Source organism: Microbacterium sp. F2 (assembly GCF_052274505.1).
Taxonomy (GTDB): domain Bacteria; phylum Actinomycetota; class Actinomycetes; order Actinomycetales; family Microbacteriaceae; genus Microbacterium.
The window spans coordinates 135,628-151,558 of the sequence record NZ_JBNVBV010000006.1; the positions used below are offsets into that span (position 1 = coordinate 135,628).

Genomic DNA, 15,931 nt, shown 5'->3' on the forward strand with positions numbered 1-15,931 from the left:
AAGTTGCAGGCTCAATGCACATACGTGCACACTGTCTGCGTGAGCGACGACTCGACCCACCTGCGACGGGCACTGACTGCCGCCCATCTCTACTACGTCCAGCTGCGCACGATGGATGCCATCGCGGCCGAGCTCGGAACCTCGCGCTCCACGGTGTCGCGACTGCTGTCGTTCGCCCGCGCCGAGGGAATCGTCGAGGTGCGCGTCCGTTCACCCCTCGATGCCCCCGGACTCGTCGAGACGCAGCTGCGGCGCCAGTTCGGCGTCCGCGCACAGGTCATTCCCGTGCCCGAGTCGGTGAGCGATCTCGAGCGTCTCGACCGCGTCGCGCAGGGGGCAGCCCAACTGCTCGACGAGCTGATCGTCTCAGATCTGGTGGTCGGCATCGCGTGGGGATCGACGCTTGCGGCGGTAGCACGGCGTCTCACTCCCAAGCGCGTGCACGGCACGACATTCGTGCAACTGAACGGCTCCGGAAACGTCAAGACATCGGGCATCACGTATGCGAGCGAACTGCTCAGCAGGTTCAGCACCGCGTATGGCGGAGATGCCGAGCAGTTCCCTGTCCCCGCGTTCTTCGACGACCCTGAAACACGACGCGCGCTCTGGCGAGAGCGCAGCACGCGACGCATCCTCGACATCCAAAGCCGCATGGGTCTCGTGCTGTTCAGCGTGGGAGCTTTCCGGGCCGAGGTGCCCAGCCGCGTCCACGCCGGCGACTACCTCGAACCCGCCGACCTCGAGCAGCTGAAGGCGGAACGCGTCGTGGGCGACGTCGCAACGGTGTTCTACCGGGCGAACGGATCGACCGAGGGAATCGCCTTGAACGACCGCGGGTCGGGCCCCTCTTTCGATCTGCTTCGCGCAGTCCCGCGGCGCTGCTGCATCGTGACCGGCGAGGCCAAGATCCCGAGCCTGCGCGGTGCGCTGGCCGCGGGCCTGATCACGGACCTGGTCATCGATGAGCGCACCGCTCGCGCCATGGTCGACGGGCGCGAAGGGGTGTAACGCCTCGGGAATGAACGCGCGCGCCCCACGTTGACTACACTCGAGAGCAATGAACGTGCTCCGGGGTCGGTGAGAATCCGAACCGGCGGTGATAGTCCGCGACCCGCTGCATCCGTGTTCGAGAGAACGCCGCAGCGGTTGATTCGGTGAAATTCCGGAACCGACGGTGATGCGACGCGAAAGTGTCGTCAGTCCGGATGGGAGGCAGCACAGGTGACGCCACGGCGTCGCCGCCTTCCCTGCCCCGGCGTACCCGACCGGAGTGGGCAGTGAGTCAAGGCACAAGCGAGGAAGCCGCAATGAGGCGTGCGCTCAACGCTGCCCTGCGCGGTCCTCACGGGGTGAACCCCCAGGTCGGGGCCGTCATCCTCTCGCCCGAGGGCGACGTTCTCGCCGAAGGCTGGCACCGGGGTGTTGGAACAGCACACGCCGAAGTCGATGCGATGTCACAGCTGGCGCCCGACCAGCTTCGCGGAAGCACGGCGGTTGTCACCCTCGAGCCCTGCAACCACACCGGCCGCACCGGCCCCTGTGCGCAAGCCCTCATCGACGCCGGTGTGGCCCGCGTGGTCTACGCGGTCGATGATCCCGGCGTCGTCTCGGGCGGCGGTGCCGAACGTCTCACCGCCGCGGGCGTTGCAGTCGAAGCTGGCCTGATGCGGGAGGAAGGCACCGCGCTCCTTGACACCTGGCTCACGGTGCAGCGACTGGGCAGACCCCACGTCACCGTAAAGTGGGCGCAGAGCCTGGATGGTCGCGCGGCGGCCGCCGACGGAACGAGCATGTGGATCACAGGCGCCGAGGCACGCACTGACGTGCACCGGCGGCGATCGGATGCCGATGCCATCGTGGTCGGCATCGGCACCGTGCTGGCCGATGACCCGGCGCTGACCGCACGGGGTCCCGCTGGGCAGCCACTGTCCCAGCAACCCCTGCCGGTCGTGCTCGGCGAGCGCTCGATTCCGGATGCCGCACAGGTCCGCAAGCATCCCCGAGCCCTGATCCAACGCCCCGGAACCGACCTCACGGCGGTGCTGGAAGAACTGCGGGATCTCGGCATCCAGCGTGTTTTCGTGGAGGGCGGGCCGACGGTTGCGGCATCGTTCCTGCGCGCCGGACTGGTCGACGAAGTACTGGTATACGTCGCTCCCGTCCTGATCGGCTCCGGCCCGGACCGCGATCGGCCGGCTGTGACCGACATCGGGGTCACGACCCTCGCACAGGCTCACCGGCTCGAGCTGACTTCGCTCGAGCGGCTCGGCGATGACGTGTTGTTTGTCGCCCGCCCCCGCGCCGCAGCCGAGGCCCCCGAATCCCTGTCCCCCGAGACCACCGTCGCTGACGCTTCGTCGGTGTAGTCAGGAGATCGCCATGTTCACAGGACTCGTTGAAGAGATCGGCCGCGTTACCGCCGTCGAGCCGTCGGGCGACGGCATCCGGTTGACGATTCACGCACCGCGATCCGTCGCGGATGCCGCGCACGGCGACTCCATCGCCGTCAGCGGGGTGTGTTTGACCGTCGTCGCCCGCGACGTTGATGGCTTTACGGCAGATGTCATGCGCCAGACCCTCGACATGTCGACCCTCGCGGATGTCTCGGTCGATCGCCTCGTCAACCTCGAACGCGCTACCGCCGCCGGCGGGCGCCTGGGCGGCCACATCGTGCAGGGTCACATCGATGGCACGGGGACGGTGCTCGAGGTTCGGCCCGGCGACCAGTGGCGCGTGATCCGCGTTGCGATCCCACAGCACCTGGCCCCGCTCATCGTCGACAAGGGATCGATCGCGATGGACGGCGTGTCACTGACCGTCAGCGCCGTCAGCGAGCCCGCTGACTCCGAACCGTGGTTCGAGGTCTCGCTCATCCCCGAAACCCTCGAGGCGACCACGTTCGACACCCTCCAGCCGGGCTCGCCCGTCAATCTCGAGACCGACATCCTTGCCCGTCACGTACAGCGTCTGCTGGCGTTCCCTCCGGCGGCCCCGGCCGCCCCGACCGAAGGAGGCTCGCAGTGAGCCTTGCCCCCATCACCGAGGCGCTCGATGCCCTGCGCGCCGGCCGCCCGATCATCGTCGCTGATGACGAGGACCGCGAGAACGAGGGCGATGTCATCCTCTCGGCAGAACTTGCCACGCCCGAGGCCGTGGCGTGGACGATCCGCTGGTCCAGCGGCCTGCTGTGCGCACCGATGCCCGCCGAGTGGGCCGATCGCCTCGACCTGCCGCCCATGGTCGCGGTCAACGAGGACGCCCGCGGCACCGCCTACACGGTGACCGTCGACGCAGCCGACCGCACCTCGACCGGCATCAGCGCGAGTGATCGGGCACACACGCTGAACGTGCTGGCCGATCCCGCCTCGACGCCCTCGAGCGTCATCCGGCCGGGCCACGTTCTGCCGCTGCGCGCCGTCGACGGGGGCGTTCGCGAACGCGCCGGCCACACTGAGGCTGCCGTCGAGTTGATGCGCCTGGCAGGGCTGCAGCCGGTCGGGGCGATCGCGGAGGTCGTCGCCGAGGACGGCTCCATGATGCGGATGCCGGGACTGCTGGAACTCGGCGCGCGCGACGGGGTGCCGGTCATCACGATCGAGCAGCTCATCGCCTACCTCGACGAGCACGAGCCTCGCACCGTCGCACCGCACAACGTGCATCACCGTCGTGTGAGCCTGCGCGCCGAGGCCACCGTGCCCACGTCACACGGCGTGTTCCGATTCCTGGCCTATAAGGATCGGATCACGGGCACCGACCACATTGCGGTCGTCGCCGGCGATCTGGCCGAGGATGCGCCGCTCGTGCGCGTGCACTCGGAGTGCCTGACCGGCGAGGCGTTTGGTTCCCTGAAGTGCGAATGCGGACCCCAGTTGGATGCCGCACTCGACGCGATCGCGCACGACGGCGGCGTCGTCATCTACATGCGCGGGCACGAGGGACGCGGTATCGGCCTGATCAACAAGCTTCGCGCCTACAGCCTGCAGGAGCGAGGCCTCGACACCGTCGACGCGAACCTGGCCCTCGGGCTCCCTGCAGACGCGCGTGACTACGCTGCCGCTGCCGGCATCCTGGGAGATCTGGGCATCGACCGGATGCGACTGCTGACCAACAACGGCGACAAGGTGGCTCAGCTGCGGGGCCTCGGCCTCGACATCGTCGAGCAAGTGCCGCTCCTCGTGGGCGTCGGCCCCAACAACCACCAGTACCTGGCAACGAAGGCTGAGCGCATGGGGCACACCATCGCTCTCGACGACCTGGATCGCGCCCTCGGAGCCGGGGTCGCGACGGAGAGGACCGACGCATGAGCGGAACCGGCGCACCGGAACGCGAGACGATCGACGGCTCGGGGCTGAACATCGTGATCGTCGCCGGGCAGTGGCACGAGACGATCGCGAACGGCCTGCTGGAGGGTGCCCGCCGGGCACTCGAGGGCGCAGGAGCGTCCTACCGTGTCGTCCCCGTGCCGGGCTCGTTCGAGCTTCCCGTGGTGGCGAAGGCAGCCCTGGATGCCGGCGCTGACGCGGTCGTCGCGCTCGGGGTCATCATCCGCGGCGGAACCCCGCACTTCGAGTTCGTGTCATCGGCAGCCACCGACGGGCTCACCCGCGTCGCCCTGGACACCGGCAAGCCCGTCGGCTTCGGCGTGCTGACCCTGGACGACGAGGCGCAGGGGATCGACCGGGCCGGCCTTCCGGGCTCGCGCGAAGACAAGGGCTTTGAGGCAGCGGACGCTGCCCTGCGTACCGCGCTCGCGCTGCGCGAGCTGCGGGGCTGATCAGCACGCGGGGCTGATCAGCCCAGGGGGAGGCGACCGAGACTCCACCTTCAGTGAGGCATAAGGTACGCTGACGGCATGGAGATTCTTCGTCACGCCGTCCTTCTCGTTCATCTCTCGGGCTTTGCGATTTTGTTCGGCGCCTGGGTCGTCGAGGCCGTGCGCCGCACCGGGGCCGTGACCGCTCTGATGAACTGGGGCCTGCTGATCGCGGGCGTCGCAGGGCTCGCGCTGGCAGCACCGTGGGGTGTGCCCGAGGGCGTCGAGTTCAACTACGCGAAGATCGGCACGAAGCTCGTCATCCTGCTGATCATTGGGGCGCTCCTGGGTATCGGGTCGGCCCGTACCAAGCGGAACGGCTCAGCCCCTGCCGGTGTATTCTGGGCGATCGGCATCCTGACCTTTGTGAACGCGGCCATCGCCACACTCTGGCGCTAGTCGGCGCCGAAGGCGCAGGGGCCGTTATCGTCCGCCTCGTCGACAGGCCCGCATGACCTCCGCAACCGCTGCCCTTCCCGCGCCCGCCAACCCGCGAAGCCGTGTCATCACGGCAAGCCTTATCGGCACGACGATCGAGTTCTACGACTTCTACGTCTACGCCACGGCGGCGGTTCTGGTCTTCCCTACTCTGTTCTTTCCGACGGGAAACGAGACCACGTCGCTACTGGCATCCTTTGCGGTGTTCGGCGCGGCGATGGTTGCGCGTCCGCTCGGCGCCGTGGTGTTCGGTCACTTCGGAGACCGGTTCGGCCGCAAGGCGACCCTCGTCACCTCGCTGCTCACGATGGGGATCGCGACCTTCGTGATCGGTCTGCTGCCCACGGTCAATGAGATCGGGGTCTGGGCGGCGGTATTCCTGCTCGTGCTGCGACTCGCGCAGGGATTCGCGCTCGGCGGCGAGTGGTCGGGCGCCGCGCTTGTGGCAACGGAGAACGCCCCGGCCGGCAAGCGCGCGTGGTACGGCACCTTCCCGCAGCTGGGCGCACCGATCGGCTTCATCATCGCCAACGGCATCTTCCTGGCGATCAATCTTTCGCTCCCCCACCCGGATGGCACCGCGCAGGCATCCGACGCGTTCCTTGCCTGGGGCTGGCGCATCCCGTTCCTCTTCTCGGCAGTCATGGTGATCGTCGGGCTGTGGGTCCGGCTGCGCCTGGTCGAATCCGACTCATTCACGCGGGCCGAAAAGAAGGGGACGCTCAGGAAGTTCCCGCTCGGGCTCGCGCTGCGTCGCTACTGGTGGCAGCTGATCCTCGGCACCTTCATCATGCTGGCGACCTACGTGCTGTTCTATCTGATGACGAGCTTCACGCTCTCGTACGGAACGAAGGCGACCACGGATGCCGCGCAGGCCGCCGCAGAAGCCGCGGGAACCCCGTTCGACCCGGCCACCCACGTGCCTGGCCTCGGTTTCGGGTACACCGACTTCGTGCTGATGCAGATCATCGGGGTCGTCTTCTTCGGGATCTTCACACTGCTGTCGGGCCCCGTGGCCGACGCGATCGGCCGCCGTCGCCTGCTGCTGTGGGTGACGGCGGCGATCATCGTGTTCGGCTTCACCTTCACGGTGTTCCTGCTCCCCCAGGCTGACCCGAAGTTCACGGGAGCACTCGTGCAGGCGTTCCTCGTGTTCGGGTTCGTCCTCATGGGGTCGACCTTCGGCCCGATGGGCGCGGTGCTGCCCGAACTGTTCCCCACCGAGGTGCGCTACACGGGCTCGGCGGTGTCCTACAACGTGTCGTCGATCCTGGGCGCGGCCCTTGCTCCCCTGGTCGCGGTCGCCCTATGGGCAACCGCCGACGGGAGCCCGGTGCTCGTCGGGCTCTACCTGTCGGCGATGGCCATGCTCACCTTCATCGCCCTCGTGCTGTCTCCCGAGACCAAGGACGTGGACTACGACGAGATCGGGGCGGGCGAGACGGTATCGCTCTAACGAGGACCTCGGCGGCAGAACGCTGTCGCGTCAGTCCAGGAAGAGCTTGCGCAGTCGGGTGGTCGTAAAGACGAGGCCGACGGCGATCATGACCACGTAATACAGGACGTGACCGAGCATCGCGATCGAGAGCGCGCCGGTGGTGAGGCCGCGAATGAGTTCCACGCCGTGCCACAGCGGCAGGGCCATGACGATCGCCTGGACGAACTCCGGATAGACGGTGATCGGGTAGAAAGTCGCCGAGAAGAGGAACATCGGCAGCAGCACCATGTTGATCCAGTCCATGTGTTGGAAGGTCTTCATGTAGCTCGTGATCGCCATCCCGAGGCTCGCGAACCCGAAAGCGATCAGCACGACCGCGGGGAGCGCGAGGATAGCCGTGGGCGCGAGGTTCAGCCCCGCGATCTGCATGATGATCATGAACCCGGTGGCGTAGACGAGTCCGCGCAACAGTGCGTAGAGGATCTCACCGAGGGCGACATCCAGCGGCCCGAGGGATGTCGAGAGCTGCCCCTCGTAGAGCTTGCCGTAGTTGAGCTTGAAGAAGACGTTCCAGGTGGAGTCGTAGATGGCGCCGTTCATCGCCGACACCGCCAACAGCGCGGGAGCGATGAAAGCCGCGTAGGAGACCACCAGCCCCGAGGAGGTCTCGACATCCTCGATGAGGCTACCCAGACCGATGCCGAGCGAGGCAAGGTAGAACACGGGCTCGAAAAAGCCCGAGAGCACGACGATCCAACTCGACGAACGCGCCGCGATGAGACCCCGTTGCACGACGGCCCACGGGTTGCCCGACCACAGCGCGCGGACGCTCCCGCTGCGACGAGGTTCCGTACCCGATGCCACCGCGGTCATTTCGCGAGCCTCCGCGTGAAGGTGCGGCGCGCGAACGCGTAGCCGACGACGGTCAAAAGAAGGAGATACGCGAGGTGGATCGCGACAGCACCGGGGCCACCGGGCGACCCATACGTTGCCATCCGACCCAGCTCCGACGCGTGCCACAGGGGCGAGATCCAGCCGATCCACTGCAGCCAGATGGGGAGGGTCTCGAGCGGGTAGAAGGTCCCCGAGAACAGGAACATCGGCACGAAAAGGAAGCGCTGCACGAGCGCAAACTGACCCTTGTCGTCCTGGATCGACGCCGCGTACGCCATCAAAGGCACGCCGAACGCGAGCCCCGCCAGCAGACCGACGAACATCGCTAGCCAACCGGTGGCAGGGTCGGGAACCGCACCAAAGAGGACGATGAACACGTAGTAGGCGACGACAGCGATCAGCATCCGCGCCGAGGCGCCGAGGATCACCCCGTTCGCGATCTGCGGGCTCGACAGCGCCGACGCGTTGAACCCGTAGAAGTAGCGGCGCCACTTGAACCCCGACATCACCGGGTAGGTGAACTCTTCTGTGGCCACGCCGATCGCCGCGGTCATCAGCAGCGCCGGGGCGACGAACACGAGGTAGCGGACCTGCTCGCCGTGCACCTCGATCGTCCCGTCCAGGAGCGCGGCAAGACCCAGCACCAGTCCGAGCAGATACAGGATGGGCTGCCCGAGGGCACCGACCACGATCGTCCACCCGTAGGCGCGCATCGCGCGCACCATGTGCTCGGCGACGTACCACGAGCCCCAGCGACGGGGCTTGCGCCCCCACGCGAGGGCTTCGGCGCGCAGCTCGTCGAGCGAGGGCTGAGTGCGCGCATCCGGAATCGGCGTGCTCATTCGATCAGCGACCTTCCCGTCAGGCGCAGGAAGACATCCTCCAGGCTCGACCGGCGCACCAGCGAGGTCAGCGGCTGCAGGCCCGCGGCGGTCACCCGTTCGAGAGCCTGCTCACCGTCGTGCGCGTAGACGAGGATGCGGTCAGGGAGCACCTCGACGCGGTCGCCGATCCCCGCGAGCTGCGGCGCCACCTGCTCATTGCGATCCGACCCGAAACGCACCTCGAGCACCTCACGGCTGGAGTGCTCGCGGATGAGCGAGGCTGGCGTCCCCTCGGCCATGATCTGCCCCTTGTCGACCACGATGAGCCTGTCGCACAGTTGCTCGGCCTCGTCCATGTAGTGCGTCGTCAGCACGAGCGTCGTGCCGCGCTCCTTGAGACGGAAAAGACGGTCCCACAGCACGTGGCGGGCCTGCGGGTCGAGTCCCGTCGTGGGCTCGTCCAGCAGCAGGATGCGGGGATCGTTGATCAGCCCGCGGGCGATCGTGAGCCGTCGCTTCATGCCGCCCGAGAGTTGATCGACCTTGCTCTTCGCCTTGTCTTCGAGCGCAGCGAACGCCAGCAGCTCGTCGGCCTTCTGTGCGCACACCTTGCCCGGGAGCCCGAAATAGCGGCCATAGATGAAGAGGTTCTCGCGGGCGTTGAGTTCGCCATCGAGGTTGTCCTGCTGCGGGACGACACCCAGCCGCGAACGGATCTCGGGACCGTACTGGTCAGGATCCAGGGCCAGGATGCTGAGCTCCCCGCTCGTGCGGGTCGAGACCGCACCGATCATCTTCATCGTCGTGGACTTGCCGGCGCCGTTCGGGCCGAGAAGTCCGAATGACTCGCCGGGGGCCACCTCGAACGACAGCCCGTTCACGGCAAGGAAGTCATCCTTGCCGGCGATCTTGTAAGCCTTGACGAGGTTGTGGGCGCGGATCACGGGCTCTGGCACCGTCCTACTGTACGAGCGATCTCCGACATCCTGAGACGTCGGAGTAGCATCCCGGTGTGACCGATACACAGCTTCCGTACCGCGCCGACATCGTCGGCAGTTTCCTTCGACCGGCAGCCCTCGCCGAGGCTCGCGCCGCGCGCGCTGCGGGCGAAATCGATGATGCCGCCCTCCGCGAGGTGGAAGATGCCGAGATCGCCGCGCTCGTGGCGAAGGAAGCGCAGAACGGTCTGCGGCTCGCCACCGACGGAGAGTTCCGGCGGTCATGGTGGCACTTCGACTTCTTTGGGATGCTCGATGGCGTCGAGGTGGTCGAGCTCGACCACGGCATCCAGTTCCAGGGCGTGCAGACGCGGCCCCTCGGCCTGCAGGTGAACGGAGGCATCGGCTTCAGCGACACGCATCCGTTCCTCGCCCACTTCCGCGCGCTCGCCGAGGCCACTGTCGCCACCGGGGCAACGCCGAAGTTCACGATCCCCGCCCCCACCGTTTTCGACTTCCGCCTCGAGCCTGCGGGGATCACCACTGACCTCTACGCCGACCGCGATGCCCTCGTGCCCGACCTCGTGCAGGCCTACCGCGACGCAGTGCAGGCGTTCTACGACGCCGGATGCCGCTACCTGCAGTTCGATGACACCGCGTGGGCCTACCTCTGCTCGCCGGAAGAGCTCGAGAAGGCGGCTGCCCGCGGCATCCGCACCGAGGGAATCGGCGAACGCTACGCAGCGATGCTCAACGCGATCCTCGAGGTGAAGCCCGCCGACATGACGATCACGACTCACGTCTGCCGCGGCAACTTCCGGTCCACGTGGATCTCCTCCGGCGGCTACGAGCCGGTGGCCAAGCACCTGCTTGCCGACACGAACTATGACGGCTACTTCCTCGAGTACGACAGCGACCGCGCTGGTGGTTTCGAGCCGCTCCGCTTCCTTCCCCACGGCCACAAGCGGGTCGTGCTGGGCCTGGTGACCACCAAGTCGGGCGAGCTCGAGGATGCCGACCTGCTGCGCACCCGCATCCAGGAGGCCGCGCAGTTCGCACCGCTGGAGCAGCTTGCCCTCAGCCCTCAGTGCGGATTCGCCTCGACCGAGGAGGGCAACCTCCTCACCGAGGACGAGCAGTGGGCCAAGATCCGCCTGGTCGTCGACACTGCCGCCACCGTCTGGGAGTGACCGTCACGAGCGCCTGATGCTCAGGAGCGCTTGACGTAGGGGCGGCCCTCGAGAGCTGCGCGGTCGATCTCCTCCTGGTCCTCGACGTACGGCGTACCGTGGGTGTGGAAGGTCGGCACCGTCTTCATGCCCCAGGCCTGGCCCTTGGCGCGCTCCGCCTGGCTCCACTCCACGACCGGCCAGTCCGGATCGAGGATGAGACGCCCCTGCGCGGTGGCGAATTCGATGCGGTTCCCGCCCGGTTCCCACACGTAGAGGAAGAACGTCTGGTTGATCGCGTGCTTGTAGGGGCCGTACTCGATATAGATCCCGTTCTCGAGGCAGATGTCGGCAGCCTTGAGAATGTCCTCGCGAGAATCCGGGGCGATCGCGAAGTGATGGAACCGGCCCCGCTGGCGCGTCCAGTCATCGGAATACACGACGTCGTACGACTTCTGGTTGAACCGGAACCACCAGGCCCCATACCTCCCGTCGTCAAGGCGCACCCGCTCTGACTCCCGCGACATCATGACATCCCGCCAGAACTCTCCAGCCGCGTTCACGTCGCTGGCCAGGTAATTGATGTGATCCATCCGCCGCGCGTTGATGCCTCGGCCGGGGTACGCGGATGCCTGGTTCTTCAGCGCGGGACGATCCTCGTCATCCGGGACATAGTGCTCGGTGTCGTAGTACACCGCCATGAGGTGGCCGTCGGGGTCTTCGAATTCGAATGAGCGGCCGACACCGACCTCGGCATCCTGCCAACCATGCCCGAGGCCGGATGCCTCGATCGCCGCCACTCTCCGCTCCAGAGCCTCGGGGCTGGATGCCCGATACAGGGTGCGGCCCACGCCGTTCGTGTCGGATGCCGTGAGCTTGAGCGTGTACAGCTGGTACTCGTCCCAACACCGCAGATACGCCGAATCCCCGATGCGGGCGACCTCCCGCATCGCGCAGATATCGCGAAAGAACCGGAGGCTCTCGTCGAACCGTGGGGTGAACAGTTCCACGGCGCCGAGATGGGCAAGGTCGAAGTTCTCACTCGTGGCCATGAGGTGTCCTCTCTGACACTGCTGCCTTATCGATGCATCCTGTCTATCACCGATTTACCTCTGGACATAGGTAAATTTTGCCCGTACGATCTCGCTGAAGCCACCCGGACGAGGAAGTCGAGGAGACACCCATGGCCAAGAATCTGCAAGAGCTACTGGACGAGAAGGGCGATACCGTCCGGATGCTGCGCGACTCGCAGCTCGGCACGTACATCTACCCCGTGGTTCCGGCCGAGTTCAGCAACTGGCGTCGCGAGCAGAAGGCGTGGCGCAACGCCGCGGTGCTCTACGACCAGAGCCACCACATGGTCAACTTCTTCGTGAAGGGACCCGATGCGCTGAAGCTGCTCACTGACACCGGCATCAACGGCTTCAAGAATTTCCCCGTGAACACCGCCAAGCAGTTCGTTCCCACCGCCTCCAACGGTGGCGTGATCGGCGACGGCATCCTGTTCCACGAAGCAGAGGGTGAGTACGTCTACGTCGGGCGCGCCCCCGGAGCCAACTGGCTGCAGTTCCACGCCGAGACCGGCGGGTACGACGTGGAGTTCCGCTACGACGACCGCTCGCCGTCGCGCCCCTACGGCCAGGCCGTGCACCGCGACTACTACCGCTTCCAGATCCAGGGACCCAACGCCTGGGCGATCATCGAGAAGCTCGCGGGTGGACCGGTCGAGCAGGTCAAGTTCTTCCACATGGGCGAGATGACGATCGCGGGCGAGAAGGTGCGCACGCTCCGTCACGGTATGGCAGGCGCTCCGGGCCTGGAGATCTGGGGACCCTACGAGCAGCACGGCAAGATCCGCGATGCCATCCTCGAGGCAGGCCGCGAGTTCGGCATCGAACCCTGCGGGTCGCGCGCGTACTCGTCGAACACTCTCGAGTCCGGATGGATCCCCTCGCCGCTCCCGGCGATCTACTCCAGCGAGGCCGAGCGCGCCTACCGCGAGTGGCTGCCCGCGAACAGCTACGAAGCGATCAACGCGCTGGCAGGGTCCTTCGTCTCGGAGAACATCGAGGACTACTACCTGAACCCCTGGGAGCTCGGCTACGGCTCGTTCGTGAAGTTCGACCACGACTTCATAGGTCGCGACGCGCTCGAGAAGCTCGACCCCGAGACCCAGCGCAAGAAGGTCACGCTGGCCTGGAACGACGAGGACCTCACCAAGGTGCTCGCCTCGGTGCTCGACCGCGAAGGCCCCGGGTACCAGTTCTTCGACCTGCCCAACGCCAACTACGGCTCGAGCAACTACGACGCTGTCATCGACGCCGACGGCAACACCGTGGGCCTCTCGCTGTTCACCGGCGTTACCGCGAACGAGAAGCGCGGCCTGTCGCTGGCCACGGTCGACCGTGACGTTCCCGTGGGCGCCGAGGTACGGGTCGTCTGGGGCGAGCCGAACGGCGGATCGGGCAAGACGACAGTCGAACCGCACGAGCAGATCGCGATCCGCGCCGTGGTCAGCCCCGTGCCCTACGCCGTGACCGCACGCCAGGAATACCAGGGCGGCTGGCGTACCACCGGATCGCTCTGATCCGGCAGCGCTTCGCGCACACCGATCTCGGGGACGGATGCCGCGGCATCCGTCCCCGAGATCGTCTTCGGGCATTCGCGTCATGACGCGATATGGATGCCCTCAAAGCCGCCCGGGAATCCGCTGACCGCCGCCGAGACGGTGTCGAAGAACCAGTCGAGCGCACCCGCGTGCTGCGGCGACCGCCGACGGTAAAGCTGAAGCTCAACCGGCCCGAGAGCGAAGGGCAAATCGCGGATGACCAACGGCCAGCTCCGCGACCATCCGACAGCGAGAGTCTCGGGAATCGTCGCGATGAGCGTCGTCGAGCGCGCGAGCAGGGGCGGAAGCGAGGCGATGTGTTGCACGCTGACGGCAGGCAGCTCGATAACACCGTGGCGAGCGTGGACGCCGGCCAACAGGCGCGCACTGGAGTCGCCCTCGACCCAGACGCGCCGCGCCATGCGATAGGACTCGAGACTCATCTCGGTGCCGGCAAGGGGGTTGTGCGCCGACATCACCACGCGGTACTCCTCGCGCTTGACCGTCTGCCGCTCGAATGCAGCGGGGAGTTCTGCCGGGGTGATGGCAAGGTCCACGGACCCGCGGGTGAGCAGCTCCTCGAGGTCTTCACCCCGTAGCGCCGTGACGGCCAAGCGAGCGCGGGGCGCTCCGAGGGCCATCGCCTCGCCGATCGCCGGAAGCCAGCCGATCTCACCGAGTTCCGACAGCGCGATGCGGAAGGTGCGCTCTGAGGTCAGGGGGTCGAAGCCGGTCACTGCCGCAATGGTCCGATCGATCACTGACATACCCTCGTGGAGCTCGGGATAGATCGCGTCGGCAAGCGCTGTGGGACGCATCCCCTGCGCCGTTCGCTCGAACAGCGGATCTCCGAGTTCCCGGCGCAGCCGCGCGAGCGACTGACTGATCGCCGACTGCGTCACGAACAGTCGGCGCCCCGCCGCTGTCAGGCTGCCGGCCTCATAAATCGCAACGAACACCCGGGTGAGGTTCAGGTCAGTGAGCATGCGTACACCTCGATCGGTCCGACATCAGGACTGCTCATGAAGCTATTAGCAGAGCTCATCATGAAAGGGTATTTGATTCAGTCTTGCTTGGGATAGCGTCTCCTCGGGCGGGCGCGCACTGCGTCGAGCCCGGAACGAAGGAGTTCACATGACCGAGTCGTTGGCTGCCGCGATCGCCCGAGCGGGAAGCCCCGTGCAGCTTCTGCGCAATGCACAGGCGCGGCCCACGATCTTTCCCGTGACGGCCGAGTTCAGCAACTGGAGATCCGAGCAGCAGTCCTGGCGCAGCACCGTCGCCCTGCTCGACCAGTCCCACCACATGACCGACCTATTCATCCGCGGTCGCGACGCCCTGCGTCTGCTGAGCAACCTCGGCGTCAACAGCTTCGCCCGCTTCGAGGTCGACAATGCGAAGCAGTTCATTGCAGTCAACGACGAGGGATACCTCATCGGCGACGCCATCCTCTTCTACCTGGGCGACGAAGAGTTCGACCTCGTCGGCCACCAGATGGTCATCGACTGGGTGCAGTTCCATGGTGAGACCGGCGACTACGAGGTCACCTTCGAGCGGGACGGCAACTCGATCGTGCGGTCGGGCAACCCCACGCTGTACCGGTACGAACTGCAGGGGCCGAACGCGCTGGAACTCATGGAGCGCGTCACCGGCGCGCCAGTCCCGCCCACCCGCTTCTTCCACATGGCGACGTTCACGATCGACGGCGTCACGGTGCGCTCGCTCCGCCACGGCATGGCCGGCCAGCCCGGCTTCGAACTCTTCGGCCCCTGGGAAGACGGCGAGCGCGTCAGGGAGGCCCTTCTGCGCGAAGGCGAGCCCCTCGGGCTCGTCCGCGTGGGCTCCAAGGCCTACTCGTCAGCCAACCTCGAGTCCGCGTGGGTTCCGTCTCCCCTGCCTGCGATCTTCACCGGGGCTCACGCCGAGCGTTACCTCGAATGGCTTCCTGCCACCAGCGCCGGGTCGCTCGCCGGAAGCCTGACCTCCGACCGGATTGAGGACTACTACGTCACCCCCTACGACCTGGGGTATGGCCGCAGCGTCGCGTTCGATCACGACTTTCTCGGTCGGGAGGCACTCGAGCGCATCGCGCAGGAGCCCACACGGGTCAAGGTAACGCTGATCTGGAACCCCGACGATGTCGCGGCGGCGCAGCGATCCCTGCTCGAGCCGGGGTTGCCGGCGAAGTACATCGACTTCCCGAAGGCGCGCTACGGCCTGTATCAGGTCGACCGAGTTCTCATCGACGGGCGCGACGTCGGTATTTCGCACGACGCCGGGTACATCACGAACGAGCAGGTGTTCGCTTCGCTGGCGAGTCTCGTTCCGGATGCTGCGGAGCCGGGCACCGAGGTCGTGGTGGTGTGGGGCGAGGAGCCTAACTCCGCCAAGCCCGCTGTCGAGCCACACCGTCAGGTCGAGATCCGCGCGACGGTTGCTCCCGCACCGTATTCGTCGTACGCGCGCGAGAACTACCGTCGGGACACCTCAGCCGCATCCAGCTGACGGGCGGGAGGTCGTCGCCGCCGCGCTAAGCCACACCGCGCGGCGGCGACGACGCGCGACGCCCCGGGTCGGGGTGTGTCTCGAGGTAGGCGAGCGAGCGGGGATCGCCTCGCGGATCTGCCTGGTGACGTCGGTGCTCGGGGCACCCTCGACTGACATCGTCGTCATCGACGTATCCTCCTCGACTCGACAATAGTGTTTGCAGCCCGGCTGTCGGCGATATCTTTCACGATCTCGGCGCGGATCCTCGCACAGTCCGTCTACCGTGGGGCGAGCGGGGTATCCAGCGCGGAGTACGGTCGTA

At 66.7% G+C, this 15,931-nt stretch carries 16 protein-coding genes and 1 riboswitch; of the genes, 10 read left to right on the forward strand and 6 right to left on the reverse strand.

Features of this window, described 5'->3' with window-relative positions; translation table 11 throughout:
- Positions 1-39 precede the first annotated feature (39 nt).
- The 7 genes from ACQVDU_RS11870 (at position 40) to ACQVDU_RS11900 (ending at position 6,707) form a co-directional block, all read left to right on the forward strand.
- Complete coding sequence (locus ACQVDU_RS11870; RefSeq protein WP_331790553.1) at positions 40-1,008, forward strand: sugar-binding transcriptional regulator; 969 nt, start codon at positions 40-42, stop codon at positions 1,006-1,008.
- 53 nt (positions 1,009-1,061) lie between these two features.
- Positions 1,062-1,221: riboswitch (FMN riboswitch) on the forward strand.
- An 86-nt stretch (positions 1,222-1,307) separates the two neighbouring features.
- Entirely contained in the window at positions 1,308-2,366 is a 1,059-nt protein-coding gene (ribD, locus tag ACQVDU_RS11875) for a bifunctional diaminohydroxyphosphoribosylaminopyrimidine deaminase/5-amino-6-(5-phosphoribosylamino)uracil reductase RibD (RefSeq protein ID WP_292711602.1), read from the forward strand.
- 13 nt (positions 2,367-2,379) lie between these two features.
- Positions 2,380-3,024, forward strand: a complete 645-nt coding sequence (locus ACQVDU_RS11880; protein WP_331790554.1) for a riboflavin synthase — start codon at positions 2,380-2,382, stop codon at positions 3,022-3,024.
- Positions 3,021-4,304, forward strand: coding sequence for a GTP cyclohydrolase II (gene ribA, locus ACQVDU_RS11885; protein ID WP_292711597.1), 1,284 nt, complete (start codon positions 3,021-3,023; stop codon positions 4,302-4,304). The genes ACQVDU_RS11880 and ribA overlap by 4 nt, the downstream gene beginning before the upstream one ends.
- Positions 4,301-4,774 carry a 6,7-dimethyl-8-ribityllumazine synthase gene (ribH, locus tag ACQVDU_RS11890; protein WP_331790555.1) on the forward strand — a complete coding sequence of 158 codons (474 nt, stop codon included), beginning with the start codon at positions 4,301-4,303 and terminating at the stop codon, positions 4,772-4,774. The genes ribA and ribH overlap by 4 nt, the downstream gene beginning before the upstream one ends.
- Positions 4,775-4,852: 78 nt before the next feature.
- On the forward strand, positions 4,853-5,212 hold the full coding sequence (locus tag ACQVDU_RS11895; protein ID WP_292711591.1) for a Fe-S protein: 360 nt from the start codon (positions 4,853-4,855) through the stop codon (positions 5,210-5,212).
- A 52-nt stretch (positions 5,213-5,264) separates the two neighbouring features.
- The gene (locus tag ACQVDU_RS11900; RefSeq protein ID WP_443477223.1) at positions 5,265-6,707 is read left to right on the forward strand and encodes an MFS transporter; all 1,443 of its coding nucleotides are present in this window, start codon (positions 5,265-5,267) and stop codon (positions 6,705-6,707) included.
- Positions 6,708-6,737: 30 nt separating this feature from the next.
- Here ACQVDU_RS11900 and ACQVDU_RS11905 read toward each other — a convergent pair whose 3' ends face one another.
- Genes ACQVDU_RS11905 through ACQVDU_RS11915 form a run of 3 tightly spaced genes read right to left on the reverse strand, consistent with a single transcriptional unit; the run spans position 6,738 to position 9,363 of the window.
- Positions 6,738-7,562: an ABC transporter permease gene (locus tag ACQVDU_RS11905; RefSeq protein WP_443477224.1), complete on the reverse strand. Its 825-nt coding sequence runs from the start codon at positions 7,560-7,562 to the stop codon at positions 6,738-6,740.
- Positions 7,559-8,425, reverse strand: coding sequence for an ABC transporter permease (locus ACQVDU_RS11910; protein WP_443477225.1), 867 nt, complete (start codon positions 8,423-8,425; stop codon positions 7,559-7,561). The genes ACQVDU_RS11905 and ACQVDU_RS11910 overlap by 4 nt, the downstream gene beginning before the upstream one ends.
- The gene (locus ACQVDU_RS11915; protein ID WP_443477226.1) at positions 8,422-9,363 is read right to left on the reverse strand and encodes an ABC transporter ATP-binding protein; all 942 of its coding nucleotides are present in this window, start codon (positions 9,361-9,363) and stop codon (positions 8,422-8,424) included. Before ACQVDU_RS11915 ends, ACQVDU_RS11910 begins: the two co-directional genes overlap by 4 nt.
- Positions 9,364-9,419: 56 nt before the next feature.
- Between ACQVDU_RS11915 and ACQVDU_RS11920 the strand changes: the two genes are divergently transcribed.
- A complete protein-coding gene (locus tag ACQVDU_RS11920; RefSeq protein WP_443477227.1) occupies positions 9,420-10,535 on the forward strand; it encodes a 5-methyltetrahydropteroyltriglutamate--homocysteine S-methyltransferase in 1,116 nt (371 codons plus the stop codon).
- A gap of 20 nt (positions 10,536-10,555) precedes the next feature.
- Here the strand turns inward: ACQVDU_RS11920 and ACQVDU_RS11925 are convergent, their stop codons facing one another.
- Positions 10,556-11,566: a VOC family protein gene (locus ACQVDU_RS11925; protein ID WP_300592339.1), complete on the reverse strand. Its 1,011-nt coding sequence runs from the start codon at positions 11,564-11,566 to the stop codon at positions 10,556-10,558.
- 131 nt (positions 11,567-11,697) lie between these two features.
- Here ACQVDU_RS11925 and ligM point away from each other — a divergent pair, with 131 nt between their 5' ends.
- A complete protein-coding gene (ligM, locus tag ACQVDU_RS11930) occupies positions 11,698-13,101 on the forward strand; it encodes a vanillate/3-O-methylgallate O-demethylase (RefSeq protein WP_292732827.1) in 1,404 nt (467 codons plus the stop codon).
- Between the two features lie 80 nt (positions 13,102-13,181).
- On the opposite strand, the gene ACQVDU_RS11935 is transcribed toward ligM, so the two are convergent.
- Entirely contained in the window at positions 13,182-14,108 is a 927-nt protein-coding gene (locus tag ACQVDU_RS11935) for a LysR family transcriptional regulator (RefSeq protein ID WP_443477228.1), read from the reverse strand.
- Between the two features lie 148 nt (positions 14,109-14,256).
- On the opposite strand from ACQVDU_RS11935, the gene ACQVDU_RS11940 reads away from it, so the two are divergent.
- Positions 14,257-15,627 carry an aminomethyl transferase family protein gene (locus ACQVDU_RS11940; protein WP_443477229.1) on the forward strand — a complete coding sequence of 457 codons (1,371 nt, stop codon included), beginning with the start codon at positions 14,257-14,259 and terminating at the stop codon, positions 15,625-15,627.
- Here ACQVDU_RS11940 and ACQVDU_RS11945 read toward each other — a convergent pair.
- A complete protein-coding gene (locus ACQVDU_RS11945; RefSeq protein ID WP_443477230.1) occupies positions 15,610-15,795 on the reverse strand; it encodes a hypothetical protein in 186 nt (61 codons plus the stop codon). The two genes, ACQVDU_RS11940 and ACQVDU_RS11945, sit on opposite strands and share 18 nt — an antisense overlap.
- Positions 15,796-15,931 lie beyond the last annotated feature (136 nt).

Coding starts and splice junctions, on each gene's coding strand:
- ribD (WP_292711602.1), top strand. CDS start 1,308: ATGAGGCGTGCGCTCAACGCTGCCCTGCGCGGTCCTCACGGGGTGAAC.
- ACQVDU_RS11880 (WP_331790554.1), top strand. CDS start 2,380: ATGTTCACAGGACTCGTTGAAGAGATCGGCCGCGTTACCGCCGTCGAG.
- ribH (WP_331790555.1), top strand. CDS start 4,301: ATGAGCGGAACCGGCGCACCGGAACGCGAGACGATCGACGGCTCGGGG.
- ACQVDU_RS11895 (WP_292711591.1), top strand. CDS start 4,853: ATGGAGATTCTTCGTCACGCCGTCCTTCTCGTTCATCTCTCGGGCTTT.
- ACQVDU_RS11900 (WP_443477223.1), top strand. CDS start 5,265: ATGACCTCCGCAACCGCTGCCCTTCCCGCGCCCGCCAACCCGCGAAGC.
- ACQVDU_RS11905 (WP_443477224.1), bottom strand. CDS start 7,562: ATGACCGCGGTGGCATCGGGTACGGAACCTCGTCGCAGCGGGAGCGTC.
- ACQVDU_RS11910 (WP_443477225.1), bottom strand. CDS start 8,425: ATGAGCACGCCGATTCCGGATGCGCGCACTCAGCCCTCGCTCGACGAG.
- ACQVDU_RS11925 (WP_300592339.1), bottom strand. CDS start 11,566: ATGGCCACGAGTGAGAACTTCGACCTTGCCCATCTCGGCGCCGTGGAA.
- ligM (WP_292732827.1), top strand. CDS start 11,698: ATGGCCAAGAATCTGCAAGAGCTACTGGACGAGAAGGGCGATACCGTC.
- ACQVDU_RS11935 (WP_443477228.1), bottom strand. CDS start 14,108: ATGCTCACTGACCTGAACCTCACCCGGGTGTTCGTTGCGATTTATGAG.
- ACQVDU_RS11940 (WP_443477229.1), top strand. CDS start 14,257: ATGACCGAGTCGTTGGCTGCCGCGATCGCCCGAGCGGGAAGCCCCGTG.
- ACQVDU_RS11945 (WP_443477230.1), bottom strand. CDS start 15,795: ATGACGACGATGTCAGTCGAGGGTGCCCCGAGCACCGACGTCACCAGG.